Raw genomic sequence first — 23,455 nt, 5'->3', positions numbered from 1 at the left:
GGATCAACTTTTGCGAAAGATCTGTATGAAATCTTCTAAAACGATGACTCGCCTCGACTTTCTGAGAAACTCCGGTTTGCTGGCTGCGGGTTTTACCTTTCTTCCCCACACGGCATGGGCTGCGACCAGTGATGTGCGACTGGGCCATTCGATAAGCCTTGCAAAGCTGGCGGAGTATCAGATTGTTGTGCCCGACCAGGCCAGCCCCATGGAGCAACAGGCAGCCGAGAGGCTGCAGCACTATCTGGCTGAGATAACGGGAAAGAGTCCGGTGGTGAAGAAGGAGGCGGACTATCGAAGCGGTCCGTCATTTTTCATCGGTCAGACCGGGCGTGCGAGGGCGCGGAAGACCGACCCCAGGCAGCTCGGGGCAGACGGTTTTGCGTGGTATCCAGAGGGTAAGGACCTGATCATGGCCGGGGGGCCGGGGAAAGGTGTGCTCTACGGGGTTTATGGGTTGCTGGAGCTATGGGGCCTGAGGATGTATACCTCGAAGGTCATCGATATTCCGAAGACGCATTCGGTCAGCCTTCCGAAAGATCCGGTTGTAGTGACTCCTGTGGTGGAGTACCGCACCACGTCGTACCGGGATACGCGCGATGCGGAGTACACGAACTGGCACAGACTCTCTTCCCGCGATGACTGGGGACTGTTTGTCCACACCTTCAATGAACTGGTACCACCCGACGAGTTCGGTAAGACGCATCCGGAGTATTTTTCGCTCATCAACGGAACCCGGCTGCCAGGCACGCAGCTATGCCTCTCGAATGCCGAGGTGCTCACCATACTGACGGCGAAGCTGAAACAGAAGATGGCCGAAAAGCCGAATGCACACTACTGGTCTGTCAGCCAGAACGATAACGATCAGTACTGCCGCTGCGGGCCCTGCACGCAGCTCAACGCAAAGTACGGAGGCGTGCCAAGCGGATCGATCCTGTACTTCGTGAACGATGTAGCCAGGGCTTTCCCGGAGAAGATCATCTCCACGCTGGCCTACTGGTACTCCAGGACTCCGCCTGCGAGTATCCAGGCCGAACGGAACGTCAACATCATGCTCTGCAATATCGAGAGCAAGCGCCAGGGGCCGGTCTACGAGACAGATCCTGCATTCTCCAGCGAACTGATCACATGGAGCAGGATCTCGAGCAACATCCTTATCTGGGACTACAACATCCAGTTCGCCAACCTTGTCAGTCCCTTCCCCAATCTTCACACGCTGAAGCCGAACATCAAGTTCTATACGGATCACCATGTGAACTCGCTCTTCATGCAGGCGAATGGGCAGGCTGGAGGCGAGATGGCCGGCCTGAGAGCTTACATGCTTTGCAAGCTGATGTGGAATCCGAATGCGGATGACAGCGCCATCATGGACGAATATCTGAACGGCTACTATGGTCCCGCGGGACGTCCTATTCGTCAGTACATCGATCGTATGCGCGAATCGCTGATCGGCAGCGGCCTCAAGCTCGACATCTTTGGAAGCCCTGAGGACGCAAAGGGCGCTTATCTCTCAGCGGAGATGATGAAGGTATACCAGGCCTTGTTCGATCAGGCGGAGAGGGCGGTGGCGAACGATCCCGAACTTTTGACGCGGGTGAAGACGGCCCGGCTGCCGATCCTGTATGCCCAGATTCAGATCGGACGGAACGAAGTGGACAGTCCGCGCAGCATGTTCGCGCATACGCCGGACGGCAAGGTTTTTGTAAAGCCCGAGATGAAGGCGCTGGTCGCTGAGTTTGTAAGCGGGTGCAAGCAGGACGGGGTAACGAAGGTGCGAGAGAGAAGCACGCCTCCCGACGATTACCAGGCATCCTACGACCGCATCTTTATGAAGGTTGCAGCGACGCAGCACGCAAAATCATTCGGGAAGAAGATTGCACCCACGACACTTCCCGATGGCGGGGCAGCGAAGGCCCAGCAACTGACCGACGGGATCTTCGGTTCGTGGGAGTCCTGGAGTGCGCCCGATGTGCACTGGGTGGCTTACAAGGGCGAACATATGGATTTCGTCCTGGACCTGGAAGAGCTGGTGGAGATCAGATCCATCAATATGGATTTTCTCAATGCACAGGCTCAGCCGGATTGGAACCTCCTTGTTCTGCCGAAATATGTTGCCTATTCCACTTCGGGCGATGGAAAGACATTCAGTGATGAAGTGAAGGTAAGCAATCCACATAATCCGAATCCGAAGGAGAACCCGAAGATTGCGGAGGTTCCATTGCAGTCGTTCCGTGCCGACCTGGGAGCGCCGGTAAAAGCCCGTTACATCAAGGTTCATGGAGAAAGCCTGCTTCACATGCCCTCCTGGCATATCCGGGCAGGACAGCCCGCCACCCTTTGTACCGATCAGATTGTGGTTGAGTAAGGGAGTGCCGAGCGGATGCGCAGGCCGGAGACAGTGGCTGCATCCGCCCGTGTAAAAGCCTTGCTAAAATCGCTGAGCATGGCTGCCATAGAACAACCAGCGCCTTCGAAGTCTGCGTTTACACCGCATGAGCGCAAACTCGCCGAGCTAGCCGCTCGCAATGCCATCGCCGAAGAGGGCGGCGGGCCTGAACGTCGTGCCCGCGAGGCAAAGGCAGGCAAGCTTTCGGCTCGCGAGCGTGTCGACCTGCTGCTCGATGAGGGGACGTTTGAGGAGACGGATAAGCTCGTCACCCATCGGGCCAGCGACTTCGGCATGGACCAGCAGCGCATTCCCGGCGACGGATTTATTACGGGCCACGGGCGCATCCATGGCCGCGTCGTCTTTGTTTTCGCGCAGGACTTCACCGTCTTTGGAGGATCGCTTTCGGAGGCAAACGCCGCAAAGATCGTAAAGATCATGGACATGGCAATGAAGGTGGGTGCTCCTATCATCGGCCTCAACGACTCCGGAGGAGCGCGTATTCAGGAAGGCGTCCTCTCGCTGGCGGGATACACCGATATCTTTCTGCGCAACACTCTTGCCAGCGGTGTCGTCCCGCAAATCTCCGCGATCCTGGGCCCTTGTGCAGGTGGGGCCGTGTACTCGCCGGCCATCACGGACTTTACCTTGATGACGGAGAAGACCAGCTACATGTTCGTTACGGGACCGGACGTGATCAAGACGGTCCTGCACGAAGATGTGACCAAAGATGCGCTTGGCGGCGCTACCACGCACAACGAGATCTCAGGCGTGGCTCACTTCATGGCGCATGACGATCGCGATTGCCTGGCGATGGTCCGCGAGCTGGTTGGCTTTATTCCCTCGAACAATCTCGACGACCCTCCGCGCCGTGCCTGTGACGATGCTGCCGATCGCGCCGATGCTGCGCTCGACACCATTATCCCGGACGAGAGCAATCAGCCGTACGACATGGTCGACGTCATCACCCGCATCGTGGACGATGGCTACCTATTCCAGGTGCAGGAACACTTCGCGCGCAATCTCGTCGTCGGCTTCGCCCGGATGAACGGCCGTCCCGTCGGAATTGTTGCGAATCAGCCGGCGGTGCTTGCAGGCGTACTTGACATCGATGCCTCGGTAAAAGGGGCACGTTTTGTGCGTTTCTGCGATGCGTTCAACATTCCGCTGATCACGTTTGAAGACGTTCCCGGCTTCATGCCCGGAACGCGCCAGGAGCACGGCGGCATCATTCGCCACGGCGCCAAGCTGCTCTACGCTTTTGCGGAAGCGACAGTGCCAAAGCTGACTGTGATCACTCGCAAGGCCTATGGCGGAGCGTACTGCGTCATGAGTTCCAAGCATCTGCGCACCGATGTCAATCTGGCGTGGCCGACGGCCGAGATCGCGGTCATGGGACCGGAAGGCGCGGTAAACATCGTCTACAAGCGCGAGTTCGATGCCGTTCTGCGTCGCGCGGAGGCCGTCATGCCGCAGGGTGTCTCGCTTACGGAAGACCAGAAGCTGGAGATTCTGGCCGAAGCGCGCACTGCCAAAGTTGGAGAGTTCCGCGAGCGTTTTGCGAATCCTTACGTCGCTGCCGAACGTGGCTATGTGGACGCGGTCATACGGCCCAGCGAGACTCGCCGCCGGTTGAATACCGCACTCGATATGCTTGCTAGCAAGCGCGAGAAGAATCCTTCGAAGAAGCACGGCAATATACCCCTGTGAATTTCTGCACCGGGGAACCGGGCCCTTACATCGAAGTGAGATGCCACCTCAAGTTATCTCTCAAAAGAACGCGCAGCATTACACCTGGGGAAGTAGCTGTGATGGCTGGTTTCTCGTCCGCACTCCGGAACTGAACATCATTGAAGAACGAATGCCACCTGGCGCCAGCGAGATCAGGCATCATCACCTGCGCGCCCGCCAGTTCTTTTTCGTGCTGGAAGGCGAGCTGACCATGGAGATCGAACGCCAGGTGTTCACTGTAGGACGAGGAGAAGGAATCGAGATTGCACCCGGTCAGGCGCACCAGGCGATGAATCGGGGAAGGGATGACCTGCATTTTCTGGTGACCAGCCAGCCGCCGAGTCATGGAGACAGGCTCGATGCAGAGACGACTTCTTCACAGATCGCTTAACGGTAAAGGACGAGAACCGCAGACGCAGTTCTCGCCCTGATGTCTGATGACTCTAATCGTCAGACAGGTACTTACTTGTCGTTGATCTTCAGATCGATATAGAAATGGTTCTTGCTGTCGAAGGAGCTGATGGTCTTTACATCGCTCTTCTTCCCATCCTGTTCGGCCCAGATCTCGTAGTCGGTATTCTGAGCCAGTTGCCCAAAGCGATACGTTCCCTGGTCGTTGCTGATGAAGCTCTTTACCGAGCGGCCTTCCTTCAGGTACACAACCGCTCCCTTGACGGGAGTGTTGGCGCTACTGAGGACCTTACCTTCCACAATGCGCTGAACGGGACCGCGTTGCTGTGCTGCGGCTGAGCCACTGAAGAGCGAAGGCGCGGCAGCAGAGGCGAAAGCGAGCGAGAAGGCAAGGGCGGCTTTGCCAAGTGAATAAGGAAGCAGCTTAAAACCTTTCATCCTTCCAGTATACGGATCGCCTTCCGAGAGGCGAAACTACTCGTCTTCGTCTCCCGATATCTGCGAGAGATCTTCGTCGTCGTAACCCTCGTCTTCGATTGCCACCAGTTCCAGAGGATCGGTGGAGACGACCTCAAGCTCTGCACCGCACTCCTCACACTCCAGGGTCTCGCCCTGATCCAGCTCTTCATCCACCGCTATCGGACTATCGCATTCCGGACATAGCACAGCCATCCTGGGCCTCCCTGCACTTACGGAGCGGACGACCTCGGTCGTGCCCTCCACTACCAATTTATCGGCGTCCACAGGCGAGGCGTCAAGCGGAAGAATGGGGTAGATTTCCACCTGCCTTTGGCGTGATCACAATCCGGAAATCGCACATGAGACGGCTTTCCGGCCACGTCCCCTGGTTTAGGAGGAAGCGCGCGGCATTTGCGGTAGGCTCTTGATGTGACCTCCGGATATATCGGCCGCCTTGCCCCCTCTCCAACCGGCCTGCTCCACCTTGGCCATGCAGCGACGTTCTGGACCGCGTATCAGCGCGCGCAGGAACATCGGGGCACTCTGCTGCTGCGCAACGAAGACCTCGATCCGCAGCGTTCGAAGCAGGAGTTCGTCGAGGCGATGCTGGAAGACCTGGCATGGCTCGGAATCGAGTGGGCTCCTCCGATCGTCGTGCAATCGCGGCGCGTGCAGCTGTACCGGGAGGCATTCGCGCGCCTGCTTGCCGGAGGATTTGCATATCCCTGCACCTGCAGCCGCCGCGATCTTGCCCTGATGGTGCAGGCGCCGCATGAAGAGAGCGACGATGAACCCGTCTATAACGGCCACTGCCGGCCTGTGGCGAGCGCGTCCTCAACGGCAATCGAACCCGGAATGAACTACCGCCTCCGCGTTCCTGACGGCGAGACGATCCGGTTCAGCGATCGCAATCTGGGCGCGCAGAGCTTTATTGCGGGCATCGACTTTGGCGATTTCCTCATCTGGCGCAAAGATGGCCTGCCCAGCTATCAGCTGGCGTGTGTGATTGACGATGCTGCGATGGGTATTACCGAGGTCGTGCGCGGTGCCGATCTTCTTAAGTCGACGGCGCGTCAGATCCTGCTTCAGCGAGCCTTGAATCTGCAATCGCCTGCATACTTCCACGCGCAGCTTCTGCGCGATGAGCACGGCGTGCGGCTGGCGAAACGGCATGATGCTCTGGCAATCCGCACTCTGCGCCAGCAGGGTGTCGCGCCGGAGATGGTCCCGATGATCGCTCAATCCCTCAAAACCAGATAAGACATTGGTTTAGAGGTGGCGGTGTTCCCTTGCATCGAGAGTTCGCGAGCCTGGATACGACGATGGCAACGACACCTGCGGCGTCTTTTGCATCCCACTCCTAGCTACAGTGAGGAGTATGCAAGCATGAAGACTTCAAAAACCACCCGGCCTTTGTGGGCCGCAGCTGCAGTGGCGACGACACTTCTGTTCAGCGCAGGATGCAACAAGCACGTCGACAACACCATGCACTTCCGGGACGCCATCAATACCTACTACAGCGCTCATCCTGCGTGCCTGTGGGATGAGCCGATCAAGTTTCCTGTGCAGGCGGATACATCCGACGCCAGCAAGACGGCAGGATATGATGCGCTGGTCGATCAGGGGCTGCTGGCCCGGACCACGGCGGAGAAGAAGGTAATGATCGTCGCCAGCAAACAGGTCAACAACTACGACATCTCCGACAAGGGACGCGCCGCGTGGGTGGCCGATGTCGAGCAACCCGGCTATGGAAACTTCTGCTATGGCCACCGGAAGGTGACCAGTATCGACAGCTCATCCCCGACGACCGATGAGCGCGGTGCGACGACGCAGGTCGCCTTCCACTACACCGTAAGCGATGCTCCGGCATGGGCGACGGCGGAAGAGACACAGAACGCCTATCCGCAGATTCGCCAGAATATCGGGGGACCGTATTCGGCCACGGCGACTCTGATCGAGACAAACGAAGGCTGGAAGGTGGGTCGCGTGGGTGCACCGCCTGCCGCTGCTCCAGCTCAATAGCGGACAGGGCAGTCCGATTGGGCCTGAAACGTGAGAGTCGGCAGATGCGACTGCCGGCTCGCCCTTCTTACTCGTATTTAAGGGTCTGGACAGGGTCGAGACGCGCCGCGCGATTGGCCGGAAGTGTGCCGAAGAGGACTCCGACCGCGACCGAGGTTCCGAGCGCTATCACGGCGGACCATGGCGAAACCGGGATCTTGAACGGCGTGAGCAGGCTTACGGAGAGAGGAAGCGCAAGGCCAAGGATGGTGCCAATGAGACCCCCGCTGAGCGAGAGGAAGACTGCTTCGGTGAGAAACTGAAGTCGAATCTCGTGGCTGGTAGCCCCGAGGGCTTTGCGGATGCCGATCTCACGGAAACGGGACTGCACATTGGCCAGCATGCTGTTCATGATGCCGACTCCGGAGACGATGAGGGTGATGGCAGCAGCTAAAGTCAGCACGATGGTAAGCATCGTGGCAATCTGTGCCATCACGCTCAGGACCTGGGTGAGGTTAAAAGCGGTGTAGACCGAGGTAGCTCGATGCCGATTCTTGATGATCTGGAGGATCTCTGCCGATGCCGGGATTACCATGCTGGAATCCTTCATCGTGAAGAAGATCTGCTTCACGTTGTCAGTGCCGGTGAAGTAACGTGCAACGGGATACGGGATCAGGGTCGTCTGATCGCTGATCTCCGACTGACCGAAGGTCTCGACGCTCTCTTTGAAGACCCCTATAACAGTGAATGGGACTCCCTTGATACTGATGGAGCGGCCGACCGCAGCCTGTGCGCCGCCGAATAGCATCTGGGCAAAAGGAAGGACGATGACTGCTACCTTAGCGTGAGTTATCGCATCCTGATCGTCAAAAAAACGCCCCGCCAGGACGGCCAGGTTGCGCACCCGCTTGTACTGGGGCGAAACCCCAAGGATCATCGTGTCCTTTACAATCCCGCCCGGAAGACTGATCCGATCATGATCTTCGAGCATGGGGGACGATGCCACAATACCGGGAACCTGTTCCATGACAGCATTCATGTCATCGCGTGTCAGGAAGTCAGGTGTGCTGGTATTGTCAGGCCCCACAAAGCTTCCGCCGTTGTACATCATCTCGATCATGTTCGGCCCAATGGACGAGATGAGGTTTATGGCATAGTCCTTGCCAGTAAGACCGAGGGTATAGACCAGGATGATGGATGCCGAACCGATGATCATGCCCAGCATGGTCAGAAGGAACCGAACCTTGCTGGCCTTGAAGCTGTCGATCGCGAGCTTGACCACCTCGCTGAACATCATCGTCGAGCGGGCGCTCTGCAGCGTTCGCTCGAAGGTGCTCACCCTCGATTTGGGTGTCTCAGCGGGTTTGGGGAGATCTGCGGTGGCCATCGCTGCTTCCAAAAGAATTAGACGCTCTTTTAGTATCGCAGCGGTGCGGTCATTTCTGCTACTTGCGAGAGGCTTTCGCGAAGTGACTGTCTCCAACTCGATCCTGAACGAGATGCGGTTTTCCTCGCCATTCCGTGAGCAACGACACTCCCGTATGTTGTAAAGCAAGGTGAGAGGATCGTCTTTTGCACGGGGCTTTGGGAGACTATATGGGGACTCCTTGCTACGGATATTTGGTTTCCTCAGGCAAAAAGATATTGCTGGAAGGGAAATGCAGTCTAAGTCTTTATTTTAAAAGTGTTTACGCCAATCTGTAAGAGGGGCACCCGCTGCAAAATTCTAAGATCATTGAGTATTATGCAATGACGTTTGACGATGCAGCAATTCTGAGACTATTTTGGAAGGCGCAGAGAGTCAGTCACGCATCATTTCAAAAATCGAGGTTTAGACCATGTCATCGACCGCAATCGCATCAGAGACCAGCAGCGCCAACGCCGCGCTGCGCGAGATAACCCATTGGATTGGCGGCCAGAAGGTCGCGGGCACGTCGGGGCGCTTTGGCGATGTGTACAACCCGGCGACGGGAAAAGTGCAGGCGAAGGTTCCGCTGGCGAACAGCGCTGAGCTGAATCAGGCGATTGCGGCGGCAAAGGCGGCTTTCCCCGCATGGTCGGCGATGCCGCCGTTGCGGCGTGCGCGTGTCATGTTCCGGTTCCGCGAGCTGTTTGAGAAGAATATGGACAAGATCGGTGAGATCATCACCTCCGAGCACGGCAAGGTCTTCTCCGACGCGAAGGGCGAGTCGATGCGTGGACTTGAGGTGGTCGAGTTCGCTGCCGGAATTCCGCATCTGCTGAAGGGCGAGTTCTCGGAGAAGGTTGGCTCCGATGTGGATAGCTGGTCGATGCGGCAGCCGCTGGGCGTTGTGGCCGGCATCACGCCGTTCAACTTCCCGGCGATGGTTCCGATGTGGATGTTCCCGATTGCTCTGGCTTGCGGCAATACTTTTGTGCTGAAGCCGAGCGAGCGCGACCCGAGCGCCGCCGTTCTGATCGCCGAGTTGCTGAAGCAGGCTGGACTTCCCGATGGAGTCTTCAATGTCGTGCATGGCGACAAGGAATCCGTGGATGGGATTCTGGAGCATCCGGATGTAAAGGCAGTCAGCTTTGTAGGATCGACTCCGATTGCGGAATATGTCTATACCAAGGGCACTTCGCACGGCAAGCGCGTGCAGGCTCTGGGCGGGGCGAAGAACCACATGATCGTAATGCCCGATGCGGACATGGACCAGGCAGCGGACGCTCTGGTGGGCGCCGCTTACGGTGCTGCAGGCGAGCGCTGCATGGCGATCTCTGTTGCGATCGCGGTCGGACATGAGACGGCAGATGCGTTGCGGGTGAAGGTCGCAGAGCGTATTGAGAAGCTGAAGGTGCTGCCGGGAATGGAGAACGGCTCTGACATGGGGCCGCTGGTGACGAAGGTTCACCTGGACCGCGTGCGCGGTTACCTCGACAAGGGCAAGGCCGAAGGCGCAGAACTGGTGGTGGACGGCCGCGAGGGCGCGCTGCCGAAGGGAGACGGTTTCTTCCTGGGAGCAACGCTCTTCGATCATGTGAAGCCGGAGATGGTGATCTACAAGGAAGAGATCTTCGGGCCTGTGCTTGGTCTCCTTCGCGTCAACAACTTCAAGACGGCGCTGGAGCTGATCAACGAGCACGAGTTCGGCAACGGCACCTCAATCTTCACGCGCGACGGCGATACAGCACGCGAGTTTGCGAACAATGTTCAGATTGGGATGGTCGGGATCAATATTCCGATTCCGGTGCCGATGGCGTTCCATAGCTTCGGTGGATGGAAGCGGTCGCTCTTCGGCGATTACTCGATCTATGGCCCTGAGGGCGTACGGTTCTACACCCGCATCAAGACGGTGACAGCGCGCTGGCCAACCGGCCTTCGTGAGGGTGTGGATACGAGCATGCCTACCTTGGGGTAATTCGTGCAACGTATTATAAATAAATAGTTTAGCGGCGGACACCTGCCTGCAGACTATTGAAAATATAAAGAGTAAGGCAAAAAGCCCGGGCGAGAAGGTCCGGGCTTTTTGCCTTTACAGGATGAAGCAGATCCTCCGCTCTCACCCTGTCTATTGAGAAAGTATTTGGCAGTACAATTCGCCAAATGCTTATGCCCCAATGGGATAAGGAACCTTTCGCTTGACCGTCAGAGAAAGGGTCATGAAAGCGCTGCGGTCGAAGTTTTCAAACAGCTCGGAGATGTCTTTATAGACCTCGATGCATCCCGCATCGTATAGCTCTTGGGACGTCCAGCCGCCAGTGGTTACACCGATGGTGCGCACGCCGATCTTTCCCGCCGATTCCGCATCCCAGGGGGTGTCGCCGAGGGCGAGGGCATGAGCTGGGCTGGACCGGAGTTGATGGAGTGCAGCCTCGAAGACATCGGGGCGAGGCTTGGAGTGGTTGACGTCATCTGCGGTGATGGACACATCGACGAGATCAGAGATGCGAGTGAGGGCCTTATAGGTCTCAAGCTCCTCCTTGCTGGCGGAGGATGCGAGCGCAGTCCGGATGCCCGCCTTCTTAAAGCGATGGAAGAGCTCGCGGGTGTTGGCGAAGGGATGGACGTGGTCCAGATATTGCGTCCTGAAGAGCAACTTGCGGTACGTTTCGAGCGGCTCCTCGAGGATGCGCCGTCGCCAGAAGGGAACGAAGACCGGGATGAGCTGGTCGCCTCCCTTGCCTATCTGACGGCGGATTGTCTCGATATCGAGATTGATTCCAGCTACCTCGAAGGCATCCTTCCATGCTGCGGCGTGAAGCCAGTTGCTCTCAACGAGGGTGCCATCGATATCGCACAGTACGGCTTCGACCATGAAGAGCCTCCCCGATGTCAGATATTGAGATGCGGATTAGAGGTGGGAGTGCGTTCGTGTGGATCCGTGGCTATGGAACGAACTTCATTCGTGCGGTATAAGACTTCGAAAGATGACAGTTATACGTCAATGTCAAAGCTGAGAGCCAGGCCTTGTGGCGACAGATCAGTACCTGTCCCCGCCAGCATGGCTCATCCGGTTTAGCCTCTACTCAGTTTGACCGCAGGATCGTATGTCCCCACGGACTTGGGATTTTTGAGCACCTTGCGGAGCTGTTCGCCTACGATCTTGTCCTGGCCGGGGAAGAGCAACATTGCGGTGACGACGAGCGCATTCGGCATGGGGTCCACGCCCTGCGAAGCCCTCGTGGAGCCTGTGTGCGGATTGATCTCGATTGCCGGACTTCCGGTGGCGAGTCGCGCCCTGATCTCTCGCGGCGTTGCTCCGATCACCTTGGGGTCGAACTCCACTACCAGTTGGGGGTAGTGGTTGGCGACCGCAGGGACGATCACGCGGGTCTTCACGCTTGGAATATCTTTCACCATCGAGGACATCACGGCGAGACGGTCGTTGGATTCCTTGAACAGGCCTTCGTCGGTCTGCGAGAGGATCCAGTCCACCGCTGCCACCATGCCGACGAGCTGCTCCTTGGCCACCTTCATGCCGCGCGCTACTCCTTCCACCGGAGGCAGCATGGCGTTGGCGAGGTCGGTGTACTTCTTCTTGCCCAGCAACAGACCCGCGCTCTGCGGGCCACGAATGCCCTTGCCGCCGGAGAAGCAGACCAGGTCCCACTTTTCAGCAAGTGTCCACAGGTTCGAGATCGGCGGCATGTCTGCTGCGGCATCGAGATGGCAGGGAACGCCGTGTTCTTTCGCCACGGCCAACCAGTCTTCCACGGGGATCTTCACCACCTCGGCTGCGTTTTCGTGGTTGGTCATCACGGTGTTCTCGTTGAAGGCGCGCTTGTACTCCTCAAGCGTGTTTACGACCACGATCTTCGCGCCGCAGAGGACCATCCCCTCGTCGTATCCATACGGGGTCTGCGTGATGATCTCATTCTTCGGGTATTGGGGCGTGCCGATGAGGCGCGGAATGTCGATCGGCCGGCAGTTGTTGGCCGCCTGAATGCAGGCCGCTGCGGCCATCGTAATCGCCGAGGCTGCTCCGGCGGTGATGCAGCAACCCTCGGCCTTGAGACGGTTGGCGATGTAGGCACCTCCCTTTTGCTGCAGCTCCTGGATACGCACCCACTTCTTGGCGGCGAGCGCAACGGCTTCCTGCACAGACTCCGGCATACAGGCCGAGCTGAGGTTGGTGTAGGTGCCTGCTGCATTGATGAACGTTTGCACGCCGAGTTTGTCGTAATAGTCCACGCCTGCTGCGGATTTTGTATGGGGCGCTGCCGCGAGCGCAGGCATGGGAACCGCTGCTGCTGCCGCCAACGCGGCCTGGGTGCGGAGAAAGCCTCTCCGGGTAATCTTTGTCTCGCTTTGAGAATTCGACATTGGAATCACCTTTCTTTAAGCAGCGAACACTCCTGCCTCTGGCAACACAGGTTATTGATTTGGGACTGCACCGCTGATATTACCGAACGGAGGAGAACATACTAGAACACTGAGAACAATCCGTCATAGGCAATTAGCCATATAGGGCGCACCGCAATCTGTTCGCGAAGCTGCGCGGGACAGGAATCGTGACCATCGTGAGCAGGCGGATAACGACGCCGATCGACGTAATGACCGCAAGGCTCAGAAGTGTGGTGATGAGCGCATGCAGAGAACTGAAATCGAGATTCCGCAAATGGACCTCCGCAGGGATTAAACCGACGAGCGACTGTCCCTGCTCCGAGGGCTACGGGTCGCGGTATTCGCGGCGCTTGAGTTCGCGTATTGCCTGTTCGTGACCCTGCTGAGCGGCCTGGCGGATCCAGTAGCGTGACTGCGTGTAGTCGTGCTCGACGCCCTGGCCGGTGGCGTAGAGATGGCTGAGTTGGAACTGGGCTTCTGCGTTGCCCTGTTCAGCGGCGCGGCGATACCACTGTGCCGCCTGTGCGTAGTTGATGGGAACTCCGGCGCCGAGGTAGTAGAGGTCTGCCAGCTTCTGCTGGGCTTCGGGGTAGTTCTGGGTAGCGGCCAGGCGATACCAGTAGGCGGCCTCAGTGTTGCTGGGCGCGACGCCTTCGCCTTTGCGATACATCAGGCCGAGGTTGTACTGCGCCCAGGCGAGGTTGCTGTAGGCGGCGCGCTGGCACCAGGCGAAGGCCTCTTCGAAGTTGCCGGCAGTATAGTAGCGGAAGCTGAGGTTCGCCTGTGCGTAGGCGTGGCCCTGCTCGGCGGCCTTACGCTCCCAGTGTGCGGCCTGGCCGGGGTCTTGAGGGACGCCGTTGCCTTCGTCGTACATCGTGCTCAGAAGGTATTGCGATTCGGCGTGTCCCTGCTGGGCGGCGAGCTGGAAACCCGCAGCGGCGTCGCTGAAGTTGCCGGCGTTGTAGGCGGCGAGTGCCTGGATGTAATGCGGATTGGTGGCGGCGTTTGCTGCGTCGCGACGTCCGCGCGCGATGATGCCGGAGCGCGCAGAGTGCAGCGACAGGCCGGAGCCGGTGGGGGTGTGCTGCAGGCCGCCTTTTGCGCCTTCGTTTCTGGTGGGCTGATCGCTCATGGTCGCTGTGTCATCGCTGCGCGTTGACCTGCCGGTTGACGAACTCCAGCCGGTAGCGGGCATCGGCGATCTGCTCGCGCAGGCTGGTGGCGAGCTCGGCGAGCATGTCGCGGTGCTCGCGCGTGGCGGCTTCGGCCTCGAGGTGCAGCTGCGCGATCTCGCTGGAGAGCAGGGTTTGGCGCTCGGCTTCGAGGTTGGCGATGTCGCGCTCGGCGTGGCGGATCTGGCGTGTGATGCGCAGCAACTCGGCTGCAGGGCCTTCGCCCGCGATGGAGGCGTGGATTTCGCGATGGTCGTCGAGCATGCGCTCGAGGAGGTCGGCGTCGCCGCGACGATAGGCCTGGTTGGCGCGCGCCATCAGCAGGGTGAAGTGCTTCTGCTCGGCTTCGTCGCGAGCGAAGTCGGGATGGATGCGCCGGGCGACCTCGCGAAAGAGTGTCTTGAGGCTGGGCGGAGGATCGGCCTCTTCGGCCTCATGCGCGGCGGCAAAGGCGGCGTCGTGAGTCTCCTGTGCCTGGCGGCGAGCCTCGGCTGCGCGCTGACGGGCCGAGTCGGAGTCGTAGAGATCGACCTCGCGCTCGGCGATGCGCGCCTCCAGGTCGTCGAGCTCTGCGTAGAGCACACCGACGTGACGCAGGTAACGGGTCTCGAAGGTCCTGAGCCGGCCGCGGAGCTGCGCGAGTTCGGCCTCACTCTCCGCGAGGCGGCTGCGCACGGTGGCGAGTTGCTCGCGCCTTTCGATCAGTGCGGCCTGGTCGGGGGTCTGCTGGAGGATGAGTTCGGCTGGCATGCGGCTTCCGTGGGACTCTTCCAGTTTAGCGAAGAGCCGGGTGGAATGCGGGTTTGCAGAAGCTGCGCTGGAGAGAATGATCCGCTGGACTTACAATGCAATTCGGGAGGATACGCTTGTGCGGTATTCCTCCCGAAGGCGACTATCGTTGATGCTCATGTGCGGCGGTTGGCCGGGTCTGGATCTCTGTACTTGGAAGCAAACTTAGAAGACCAGCACAAGGACCGAGACAGCGTCGATGAACCCGAAGATCACCGCGACTAACTGGAAGATTCTTCCGGAGTAAACGAAGATCTTACGCTGCGTCAGAGAGGGCTCACTGTGGCGGCCTCTGAGCGCGAGGGTGGAGGCCCACTCCTTGCTGTGCTCGATCATGGATTTTCCGAGTAAAAACACACCGCAGAAGATCAGGACACCGACGAAATATTTCAAAACGAGCATGGGAACCTCCTTCGCATTGCTCTACGCCGGTACAGGGTGCAATTCGCTTACCATTCCTGGCGCCGTGAAACTCTACTCCTCGGGGAAGCATGTCGGCCAGCGTTGCAAAGTTTATCTTGTCGGGTGATTGCAATAGGACGGGCTTGACAATCCATAACCGTATGGTTATGGTTTTGGTGTGAAGCCAACTGCTGCCAATGACGTCTTTCGCGCCCTTGCCGATCCCACACGAAGGGCCATCTTCGAGGAGCTAATCCGGCAGGGTGAGCAGACTGTGCACGCACTGACCCGGTATGCGGACGTCTCTCAGCCAGCGGTCTCCAAGCACCTTACGGTGCTGAAGCGAGCGAAGCTGGTGCAGCATCGGCGCGACGGGCGGGAGACGCATTATCGTGCGCAACCGGCGGCGCTTGCGCACGTGGCGGATTGGCTTAAGCTGTATGGCGCGTTCTGGCATGAGAGGTTTGATCGACTTGAGGCACTTCTGGAAAGGATGGAACCATGAGCAATTCCACTGAGACAACGACGCGTACGCTGATGATCGAGAGGGTCTTCTCTCATCCTCCGGAGAAGCTGTGGCGTGCGCTGACAGAGAGCCCGCTGATGGCGCAGTGGCTGCTGAAGAATGACTTTGAGCCGGTTGCCGGAAAGAAGTTTCAGTTCCGATCAGAGCCGATGGCGCAGTGGGATGGCTTGATCGATTGCGAGGTGATGGTGGTCGATCCGTTGAAGCGGCTCTCGTATAGCTGGAACGCCTTGGGGCTTGAGAGTGTGGTGCTGTTTACGCTGACTCCGGCAGAGGGCGGCACGCATCTTCGCATGGAGCACTCCGGCTTCCGTGCGGATCAGCAGCAGGCCTACGGTGGCGCAAAGTATGGCTGGCAGCGCTTCTTCGATGGGTTGGAGCGTCTGCTGGATGGAGGTGCCGCGTGAGCCAACCCGAGAAACTTTCGAGGAGCGTCGTTCTGGGATTCTGGATCTCGACGGCGCTGTTCGCGCTGCAGATGGGCTTTACGGCATATGCGCAGTTGCGGCTTCCGCAGGTGGCTGAAGCATTTGCGCACCTCGGCTTTCCAGCCTACTTTCGTGTCGAGCTGTCCTGGGCGAAGTTTGCAGGACTGGCTGCGCTGCTGATTCCGTTTGTTCCTGCACGGCTGAAGGAGTGGGCCTATGCGGGTTTCGGGATCACACTTGTCTCGGCGTTGATTGCGCATCTGGCAGCAGGGGATGGCATAGCAGCGTGGGGATGGGCGGCTGGAACCGGGGTTCTCTGGTGCATTTCGTACTTCTTCTGGCGCCGTTTGCAGATTGCAGATGCCAGTTATGCCGCGCGCATCGGAAAGAATGCGCCATTGGCGGAGCTTCTATGAAAAAGCCTGCTACGGTCGAAACCACCTCTTTTCTGATCGACCAGAAGATCAGGGAGCTTGGCGACTGGCGCGGAGAGACACTGGCGAACGTCCGCGAGATGATTCACGAGGCGGATCCTGAGATCGTGGAAGAGTGGAAGTGGATGGGAACGCCGATCTTTTCCCGCGAAGGTATTGTTTGCACGGGAGAGACGTACAAGAACGTTGTAAAGCTGACATTTGCAAAGGGAGCATCGCTGCGCGATCCTGCCGGGCTGTTCAATTCCAGCCTCGAGGGCAATGTGAGGCGCGCGATCGACATTCGCCAGGGCGAGAGGATCGACGAGGCTGCGTTGAAGGACCTTATTCGATCTGCCGTTGCATTAAATATAGAGAGCAAGAAGAAGGCTAGACCGCAGCGGGCGAGCAATAAGCAGACAGGCTAGGTAGTGTGATCCACATAGATGGCTCCAATTCCCATCGCGTTTGTCTCAGAGATACATCATCGCGACGAGTTGCTACGCGCTGACGCACTCCGCTCAGGATAGCCCTGAGGAGGGATTCGCTTCTTGGCGGCTCAGCCTTCACGACGAGAAAAACACCGAGGCCGCCTGAATGGAACCTCGGTGAAATTGGAAGCGACCTTGTTTTTTGTACTGTGTAGATAGATCGGCCCGGTTGTGCTGCATGTTGAGTCGGGCGCTATGGGATGAAGGCGCTGGGTATCATGCTGCCGTGACGGTAGGGTGTGTACCAGTTATGACGTCGCGGCCACTTGGTCTGGTACTTGCCGTTCTGCGGGCCGGTGGGCAGCGTGTCTTCAAGGCGAATGTCCCACATGGCGAGCTCGGCCATGAGCGATGCCTGGATGTCCTTATGCTTCGCATCTCCGAAGAGATTGTGCAGCTCGCAAGAGTCATCCTTCAGGTTGTAGAGGGCGCCGTAGCCCAGCGAATCGTAGACCAGCTTCCAGTCGCCCATGCGGACCATCTTCTGATTACCGCTTTGCGTCACCTTGTTGAGCTCGTCCCACCCGCCGGCGTGGTTTTTGTCGGAGGCGATGGTGGTGGGGATGTGATCTTCATCTTCGTAGTAGAGACCGCCCACGCCAGCGCTCGAGGTGATGCTGCGGAACTCCTGGGCGGGATACTCTTCTCCCTGCAGCAGAGGCAACAGGCTTCGGCCCTGCACGCCGGCGGGGATCTCGGCACCCATGGCCTCGCAGAAGGTCGGCATAAGGTCAGCCATCGAGGTGAAGACGGAGCTGCCGACCGAGGTGTGCTTCACCTTGTATCCCCACCAGACCTGGGGGGTGTGGGTTAGATCTTCGTAGAGGCCGACTCCCTTGCGGCCAAGCCCGTAGTCCATCAGGTAGTCGCCGTGATCGGCGGTGAAGACGACGAGCGTCTTGCGCGTGAGCTGCTTCTGGTCGAGGAAGTCCGTGAGGCGCTTGAGCTGGTCGTCGATCATACGCAGTGCGCCGAGATAGTTGGATACGTAGCGCCGCCACTGCTTTTCCGTGTCAGGGAAGTTGTCCTGCTGGAGTTTGTACTCCCACTGGCCGCGCGGACCCATCGCGGCGAGTGCCTCTGGCCCGGCGCAGCGGGCGGGGACGCTCTCGGGCGGAAACATGTTCCAGTAGGGAGCGGGAACCTGCTCGGGGTCGTGCGGCTCGGGAACGCTGACCTGCAGGAGGAAGGGCTGGTCGCCGTTCTCTTCGATAAAGCGGATGGCGTCGCTGGTGATGCGATAGGTGAGCTGTGTCTCCAGCGGATACGGCGAGGGCTCTTCGGCGACGTTGTAGTGCAGACCTTTGAGCCACTTTTCGAACTCGGCTGACTGCGGGTGCGAACTTGCGTCGATGGGGCCGGAGTCGTGGCTGTACGGGCGCCAGTAGTCCAGATCGCCTTCCTTCAGGTAGGTGTGGTTCTTGCCGGCGAGCCCGGTGCGATAGCCGTGCTCCTTCGCAACCTGGTACATGTCCTTGCTGAAGAAGGCGTCTTTGGCCTGGAGGTTCATGCGGACGTGGTGCGCCACCGGCCATCGCCCGGTCAGCATGGAGATGCGGCTGGGGACGCAGAGCGGGGCCGTGCAGTAGTTCTTCTCGAACGAGACGCCGGTCTGCTCCAGCGCATCCAGCGTCGGGCTGGTATCAGCAGCGTAGCCGTGCGCTTTGCTAAGTCCGTAGCGGTGCTGGTCGGAGATGAAGACGATGATGTTCGGCTTTTCTGAAGACGTGGCCTGTGCGAGAGAGGGACGTGAGGCGAGTGCCGACATGGTGGTCATGCCTGCGATCTTGAGGAAGTTTCTTCGTTGCATTGACTCTCCGGAGTGTGGCGGGGTCCCGCGCACGGACCTGTCGTAATCGACTTTTCGAATCTCAATAGCAGATCATCCGGATGGTGACTTTGTCCAAGGTGTTCAAAGGAATGAAGATCACCCCCGGGTGGGATTTCTTGTTCATGAATACTTGACGGCGCACACTGTTTGTCATACAGTATGTTCCATACAGTATGAGCTACCCTACTCAAACCGTTTCCTCATCCGCGATATCGGGCGAAGAATCCGCAGGCGGCGAGCTCTTTGAGTCGCTGCGGCTGGAACTGAGACGGGGGTGCCTGGTGCTGGCAGTGCTCGCCCAGCTCGAGCAGGAGCATTACGGATATACGCTGCGTAAATCGCTGGCTGAAGCCGGGCTGGAGATTGAAGAGAGCACCCTCTACCCGCTGCTTCGCAGACTGGAGACACAGGGACTGCTGACAAGCGAGTGGCGCGAGGAGGATCGGCGCAAGAAGCGCTTCTATCGGCTGTCGCCAGAGGGAGCGCGGATCTTCCGGCTGCTGCTGGCAGAGTGGAACCGGATCAATGACTCAATAACCCGCATCGTCCAGAAGGAGAGATAAGACATGGAACTGCTGGAGCGTTATCTGCAAGCGGTTGAGGAGCACCTTCCGCGGAGAGGCCGGAAGGATATGCTGGCCGAGCTGAGGTCGAATCTCGAATCGGAGATCGAATCACAGGAAGAGGAGATAGGGCGTGACCTGACCGAGACCGAGGTAGCCGCAATCCTCGAAGCGCATGGGATGCCGGTGATGGTGGCATCTCGCTATGGCTCGCAGCATTTCCTGATCGGGCCTACGCTGTTTCCCGTGTACTGGTACACGCTGAAGCGCAGCTTCCCGCTGGTGGTGCTGGCTTACGCAGTCGTGCAGGTGGTTGGTATGCTCCTCGCCTCGCAGAATGCAGGCGATATGGGGCATCGGCTCGGCGCTGCGCTGGGGCACTTTCCCGGAGTGGCGCTGACCTTCTGGGGCGTTATGACGCTGGGGTTTGCTGCGTTCGAGTATGGGCAGGGAAGCCTGTTCCCCAAGATGACGCTGCCGAAGTGGAGCGTGCGAAATCTTCCCTCGTTGGAAGCGGCAGAAGGCAAGAGGTATTCGTGCGCCAACAGCGTGGCCGACCTGATTGTGAGCGTGCTGCTGGTGGTTTGGTTGCTGGCGATACCAGATCATCCCTATCTATTGCTGGGGCCCGGAGTGAAGCTTCTGCATGGAATGCCGTTCGCGCTTACGCCCGAGTGGCACGTCTTCTACTGGCAGATCGTCGGTCTGATGATCGCGATGGTTCCTTTGAAGGCATTGACTCTGCTGCCATCGTTGCGCCATGCGCGCGGGTGGATCCGGCTGGCTGTCAGCGCGCTGGGCGTCATGATCCTGGTGGTCATGGTCCAGGTGCGGAGTCTGTTTGTTGCGGTTCCGGGAACGTCCCTGACGAACTTGTCTTCGCTCGAGGGGGTGAACGCGGGAATCGCGTTTGGCTTCAAGATCGCGCTTGCCTTTGCAGTGGTGAAGTTCGGATGGGATCTCTGGAAGGAGATCTCAGCCCGGCAGCACCGGCAACGCGCTCACTTTGCTGCTGTGCTGTGACAAGCTCCGCGTGCGATGATGTGTGGCCGGAGAGGTTTGCATGCGGAAGAGAGGTCTTATTGCGCTATTGCTACTATTGGTTTGCGGTCTTCCTTCGCAAGATGGAAACGCGCAGGCGGGGAAGCCTGACTGGCAGACGACGCTGCGGCAGGAGCTTCCGCTGCTGGGCCATCGCAACTGGATCCTGATCGTCGATTCGGCGTATCCGCTACAAATATCGCCCGGAGTCGAAACAGTCGAGACCGGGGAAGATCAGCTGGCGGTCACGCGAGCCGTGCTTTGGGCGATTTCGCACTCGATCCACGTACGACCCCTGGTCTTTCTGGATGCCGAACTGCCCTATGTCCCCTCCAGTGATTACGCAAACGTGAGCGCGTATCGTGAGGGGCTGCAGAAGGTGCTGAAGCCGTACACGGTACAGTCGCTTCCGCATGCAGAGATCCTGGACAAGGTCAGCGAGACCGCAAAGACCTACAAGGTGCTGGTGCTCAAGACTACGATGACGGTGCCGTATACGTCTGTTTTTCTGCAGCTGGATTGCAAGTACCTAAGCGCGGACGGCGAGCGGAAGTTGCGGGAGGCGATGAAGGCTGGTGAAAAGCAAGCCCACTGAAGTGATCCGGGCTTGCTTTAATCCTCAACAAAGTGCAGGGTTGCGGAGTAGTTGTCTTGAGCATGTAAAATGGCCCGCTGGAGTCGGAGACAAGTATGCAACGGCGCGATGTTTTGAAATTGTTAGGTTCAACAGCAGCGATCTCGGCGTTTCCGCGTGAGGCGCTGGCAATATTGGAAGAGGCGAATGCGAAGGCAGCGGGCACCATACGCTTTAGAACCCTGGATGCTCATCAGCATGAGACCGTAGCTACGCTCGCAGAGAGGATCATCCCCACAACCGATACTCCTGGAGCAAAGGAAGTGGGCGTGCCTGAGTTCATCGATCTTCTACTGACGGAGTGGTACGAGCCCGCTGAGACGAAGGAGTTTCTGAGCGGTTTGGCTGATGTGGATGCAGGTAGCAAAAAGAAGTTCGGAAAGGCCTTCGTCGCCTGCTCGCCGGAACAGCAGACGGAGTTGATGAAGGGGCTGGACGCTGAGGCGATGGACTATGCCGCGCAGCTGCGGAAGAGGGTGACCAGAAGCCATGTCTCGATCCCGCAACAGACGAAGCCGATTCCGGTGAACTTCTTCTACACGATGAAGAAGCTGACGCTGACTGGCTATTACACCTCGCAGATTGGATTTCAAAAGGAACTGGGTAGGTCGATTATTCCTCCCGAACACGCGGGCTGCGCTCCGCTGAAGGTGGTGCAGCAATGAACGTCATTGGACAGGCGAACAACTTCGACGCAATCGTGATCGGCTCCGGCATTTCGGGCGGCTGGGCGGCCAAAGAGTTGACCGAGAAGGGTATGCAGACGCTGGTGCTCGAGGCCGGGCAGACGATTGTGCCCGAGCGGGACTACGTGGAGCACGTGCCGACGTGGGACGTGAAGTTTCGCGGCATGCGCGACAGGCAGTACGAGAAGGTGTACCAGCCGATGCAGAGGCACATCGCGGACGAGTGGAACGCCAAGTTCTTCGTCAACGATCTTGAGAACCCATACACCACACCGAAGGATCAGCCTTATCTGTTCCTTCGTGGACGGCATGTCGGAGGCCGCTCGGTCATGTGGGGAAGGCAGAGCTATCGCTGGAGCGACCTTGATTTTGAGGCCAACCTGAAGGACGGCCACGGCGTTGACTGGCCGATTCGCTACAAGGATATCGAGCCCTGGTACGACTACGTAGAAGACTTTATCGGCGTCAGTGGACAGGCGGAGGGCCTGCCGCAGTTGCCCGATGGCAAGTTTCTTCCGCCGTTTGAGATGAACTGCGCCGAGCTCGATATGCGCAAAGTGGTGGCGCAAAAGTTTCCCGATCGCTGCCTGACCATCGGCCGCACAGCGATCCTGACCGTGCCTCATCGCGGACGCGCAGCCTGCCACTACTGCGGGCCGTGCGGACGCGGCTGCATCACGCGCTCGTACTTCAGCAGCATCCATTCCACCCTGCCTGCGGCCGAGGCGACGGGCAAGATGACGCTGCGTCCGTTCAGCGTGGTTCACAGCCTGATCTTCGATCCACAGACGCGGCGCATTTCGGGCGTACGCGTGATCGACGCAAACACCAGAGAGAGTCTGGAGTTCCACGCGAAGGTCGTCTTCCTTTGCGCATCGACGCTCGAGTCGGCGCGCATCCTGATGAATTCTGCGACACCGGAGTTCTCCAACGGCCTTGCCAACTCCAGCGATCAGGTGGGGCGTAACCTGATGGACCACATCTTCCACGCTGGGGCCAGCGGCGTCATGCCGGGAAATCTGGATCGCCAGCAGCTTGGCAACCGCCCCAACGGCATCTATATGCCGCGGTTCCGTAACGTCAAGGAGAAGCATCCGGACTTCGTGCGCGGCTACGGCTACCAGGGAGGAGCCGGGCGCGAGGACTGGGGACGGGGCAGTGAGATGGCAGGTTTCGGCGCGGACTTCAAGCATCAGCTGCGTACTCCCGGACCCTGGCGGTTCACTTTTGGCGCATGGGGTGAGTGCCTTCCGAATCCGGAGAACCGCATGCAGCTGAACCGCGAGAAGGTTGACGCCTGGGGTATTCCCACGATGAACATCAGCCATAAGTGGCGCGAGAATGAGCTCGCCATCTTCAAAGACGCGATGAACAGCGCGGCGGAGATGCTGGATGCGGCCGGCGCCAAAGACATTACCCTGATGACAACGCCATCGCTGCCGGGCGAGTGCATTCACGAGATGGGAAGCGCCCGCATGGGACGCGATCCGAAGACCTCGGTGCTGAACCAGTGGAACCAGGCGCATGACGTGAAGAACCTGTTCATCACGGACGGTTCGTTCATGGCGTCATCTGCCTGCCAGAATCCTTCGCTGACGTACATGGCAATGACGGCGAGAGCCTGTGACTATGCCGTGGGGCAGATGAAGAAGGGTGAGTTGTAGACCTTGATTCAGTTAGCAAGA

At 58.8% G+C, this 23,455-nt stretch carries 25 protein-coding genes; 15 read left to right on the top strand and 10 right to left on the bottom strand.

Annotated features, from left to right (window positions below; genetic code table 11):
- The first annotated feature begins 43 nt into the window (after window positions 1-43).
- The 3 genes from GWR55_RS12415 to GWR55_RS12405 all read left to right on the top strand — a co-directional run bounded on the left by GWR55_RS12415 (window position 44) and on the right by GWR55_RS12405 (window position 4,508).
- The gene (locus GWR55_RS12415; RefSeq protein ID WP_162402546.1) at window positions 44-2,365 is read left to right on the top strand and encodes a DUF4838 domain-containing protein; all 2,322 of its coding nucleotides are present in this window, start codon (window positions 44-46) and stop codon (window positions 2,363-2,365) included.
- 78 nt (window positions 2,366-2,443) lie between these two features.
- On the top strand, window positions 2,444-4,096 hold the full coding sequence (locus GWR55_RS12410; protein WP_162402545.1) for an acyl-CoA carboxylase subunit beta: 1,653 nt from the start codon (window positions 2,444-2,446) through the stop codon (window positions 4,094-4,096).
- Window positions 4,097-4,136: 40 nt separating this feature from the next.
- The gene (locus GWR55_RS12405; protein WP_162402544.1) at window positions 4,137-4,508 is read left to right on the top strand and encodes a cupin domain-containing protein; all 372 of its coding nucleotides are present in this window, start codon (window positions 4,137-4,139) and stop codon (window positions 4,506-4,508) included.
- 71 nt (window positions 4,509-4,579) lie between these two features.
- On the opposite strand, the gene GWR55_RS12400 is transcribed toward GWR55_RS12405, so the two are convergent.
- Both GWR55_RS12400 and GWR55_RS19305 read right to left on the bottom strand, forming a co-directional pair.
- Window positions 4,580-4,966 carry a carboxypeptidase-like regulatory domain-containing protein gene (locus GWR55_RS12400; protein WP_162402543.1) on the bottom strand — a complete coding sequence of 129 codons (387 nt, stop codon included), beginning with the start codon at window positions 4,964-4,966 and terminating at the stop codon, window positions 4,580-4,582.
- A gap of 36 nt (window positions 4,967-5,002) precedes the next feature.
- Window positions 5,003-5,311, bottom strand: a complete 309-nt coding sequence (locus GWR55_RS19305) for a hypothetical protein (protein ID WP_238398381.1) — start codon at window positions 5,309-5,311, stop codon at window positions 5,003-5,005.
- Window positions 5,312-5,416: 105 nt separating this feature from the next.
- Between GWR55_RS19305 and gluQRS the strand changes: the two genes are divergently transcribed.
- Together gluQRS and GWR55_RS12385 are read left to right on the top strand one after the other, a co-directional pair.
- Window positions 5,417-6,247: a tRNA glutamyl-Q(34) synthetase GluQRS gene (gene gluQRS / locus GWR55_RS12390; protein WP_162402542.1), complete on the top strand. Its 831-nt coding sequence runs from the start codon at window positions 5,417-5,419 to the stop codon at window positions 6,245-6,247.
- Window positions 6,248-6,373: 126 nt separating this feature from the next.
- A complete protein-coding gene (locus GWR55_RS12385; protein ID WP_162402541.1) occupies window positions 6,374-7,009 on the top strand; it encodes a hypothetical protein in 636 nt (211 codons plus the stop codon).
- Between the two features lie 67 nt (window positions 7,010-7,076).
- Here GWR55_RS12385 and GWR55_RS12380 read toward each other — a convergent pair whose 3' ends face one another.
- Entirely contained in the window at window positions 7,077-8,375 is a 1,299-nt protein-coding gene (locus tag GWR55_RS12380; RefSeq protein ID WP_162402540.1) for an ABC transporter permease, read from the bottom strand.
- A gap of 451 nt (window positions 8,376-8,826) precedes the next feature.
- On the opposite strand from GWR55_RS12380, the gene GWR55_RS12375 reads away from it, so the two are divergent.
- Entirely contained in the window at window positions 8,827-10,368 is a 1,542-nt protein-coding gene (locus GWR55_RS12375; protein WP_162402539.1) for a CoA-acylating methylmalonate-semialdehyde dehydrogenase, read from the top strand.
- Between the two features lie 189 nt (window positions 10,369-10,557).
- On the opposite strand, the gene GWR55_RS12370 is transcribed toward GWR55_RS12375, so the two are convergent.
- From GWR55_RS12370 to GWR55_RS12345, 6 genes are all read right to left on the bottom strand, one after another.
- Window positions 10,558-11,265, bottom strand: a complete 708-nt coding sequence (locus GWR55_RS12370) for an HAD family hydrolase (protein ID WP_162402538.1) — start codon at window positions 11,263-11,265, stop codon at window positions 10,558-10,560.
- A gap of 200 nt (window positions 11,266-11,465) precedes the next feature.
- Window positions 11,466-12,773 carry a selenocysteine synthase gene (locus GWR55_RS12365; protein ID WP_162402537.1) on the bottom strand — a complete coding sequence of 436 codons (1,308 nt, stop codon included), beginning with the start codon at window positions 12,771-12,773 and terminating at the stop codon, window positions 11,466-11,468.
- Window positions 12,774-12,906: 133 nt separating this feature from the next.
- Window positions 12,907-13,068, bottom strand: a complete 162-nt coding sequence (locus tag GWR55_RS12360; protein WP_162402536.1) for a hypothetical protein — start codon at window positions 13,066-13,068, stop codon at window positions 12,907-12,909.
- Window positions 13,069-13,119: 51 nt separating this feature from the next.
- Entirely contained in the window at window positions 13,120-13,926 is an 807-nt protein-coding gene (locus tag GWR55_RS12355) for a tetratricopeptide repeat protein (protein ID WP_162402535.1), read from the bottom strand.
- 10 nt (window positions 13,927-13,936) lie between these two features.
- Window positions 13,937-14,716, bottom strand: coding sequence for a hypothetical protein (locus tag GWR55_RS12350; protein WP_162402534.1), 780 nt, complete (start codon window positions 14,714-14,716; stop codon window positions 13,937-13,939).
- Window positions 14,717-14,920: 204 nt separating this feature from the next.
- The gene (locus tag GWR55_RS12345) at window positions 14,921-15,157 is read right to left on the bottom strand and encodes a hypothetical protein (protein WP_162402533.1); all 237 of its coding nucleotides are present in this window, start codon (window positions 15,155-15,157) and stop codon (window positions 14,921-14,923) included.
- 178 nt (window positions 15,158-15,335) lie between these two features.
- Here GWR55_RS12345 and GWR55_RS12340 point away from each other — a divergent pair, with 178 nt between their 5' ends.
- Genes GWR55_RS12340 through GWR55_RS12325 form a run of 4 tightly spaced genes read left to right on the top strand, consistent with a single transcriptional unit; the run spans window position 15,336 to window position 16,952 of the window.
- Entirely contained in the window at window positions 15,336-15,662 is a 327-nt protein-coding gene (locus GWR55_RS12340) for a helix-turn-helix transcriptional regulator (RefSeq protein WP_162402532.1), read from the top strand.
- The gene (locus tag GWR55_RS12335; protein ID WP_162402531.1) at window positions 15,659-16,090 is read left to right on the top strand and encodes an SRPBCC domain-containing protein; all 432 of its coding nucleotides are present in this window, start codon (window positions 15,659-15,661) and stop codon (window positions 16,088-16,090) included. The genes GWR55_RS12340 and GWR55_RS12335 overlap by 4 nt, the downstream gene beginning before the upstream one ends.
- Window positions 16,087-16,527: a DoxX family protein gene (locus GWR55_RS12330; protein ID WP_238398380.1), complete on the top strand. Its 441-nt coding sequence runs from the start codon at window positions 16,087-16,089 to the stop codon at window positions 16,525-16,527. The genes GWR55_RS12335 and GWR55_RS12330 overlap by 4 nt, the downstream gene beginning before the upstream one ends.
- Window positions 16,524-16,952, top strand: a complete 429-nt coding sequence (locus tag GWR55_RS12325; RefSeq protein ID WP_162402530.1) for a DUF1801 domain-containing protein — start codon at window positions 16,524-16,526, stop codon at window positions 16,950-16,952. The genes GWR55_RS12330 and GWR55_RS12325 overlap by 4 nt, the downstream gene beginning before the upstream one ends.
- 256 nt (window positions 16,953-17,208) lie before the next feature.
- Here GWR55_RS12325 and GWR55_RS12320 read toward each other — a convergent pair whose 3' ends face one another.
- Window positions 17,209-18,825 (bottom strand): sulfatase, encoded by a 1,617-nt coding sequence (locus GWR55_RS12320; protein ID WP_162402529.1) that lies wholly within the window; start codon window positions 18,823-18,825, stop codon window positions 17,209-17,211.
- Window positions 18,826-19,019: 194 nt separating this feature from the next.
- Between GWR55_RS12320 and GWR55_RS12315 the strand changes: the two genes are divergently transcribed.
- From GWR55_RS12315 to GWR55_RS12295, 5 genes are all read left to right on the top strand, one after another.
- Window positions 19,020-19,409: a PadR family transcriptional regulator gene (locus GWR55_RS12315; RefSeq protein WP_162402528.1), complete on the top strand. Its 390-nt coding sequence runs from the start codon at window positions 19,020-19,022 to the stop codon at window positions 19,407-19,409.
- Between the two features lie 3 nt (window positions 19,410-19,412).
- Window positions 19,413-20,432: a hypothetical protein gene (locus tag GWR55_RS12310; protein WP_162402527.1), complete on the top strand. Its 1,020-nt coding sequence runs from the start codon at window positions 19,413-19,415 to the stop codon at window positions 20,430-20,432.
- Window positions 20,433-20,472: 40 nt separating this feature from the next.
- Complete coding sequence (locus tag GWR55_RS12305; RefSeq protein WP_162402526.1) at window positions 20,473-21,045, top strand: hypothetical protein; 573 nt, start codon at window positions 20,473-20,475, stop codon at window positions 21,043-21,045.
- Window positions 21,046-21,140: 95 nt separating this feature from the next.
- Complete coding sequence (locus GWR55_RS12300) at window positions 21,141-21,749, top strand: gluconate 2-dehydrogenase subunit 3 family protein (protein WP_162402525.1); 609 nt, start codon at window positions 21,141-21,143, stop codon at window positions 21,747-21,749.
- Window positions 21,746-23,434, top strand: coding sequence for a GMC oxidoreductase (locus GWR55_RS12295; RefSeq protein WP_162402524.1), 1,689 nt, complete (start codon window positions 21,746-21,748; stop codon window positions 23,432-23,434). Before GWR55_RS12300 ends, GWR55_RS12295 begins: the two co-directional genes overlap by 4 nt.
- The last annotated feature ends 21 nt before the right edge of the window (window positions 23,435-23,455 follow it).

The sequence above is a fragment of the Edaphobacter sp. 12200R-103 genome, assembly GCF_010093025.1.
Lineage (GTDB): Bacteria > Acidobacteriota > Terriglobia > Terriglobales > Acidobacteriaceae > Edaphobacter.
This window is presented reverse-complemented; position numbering and strand designations above follow the sequence as displayed.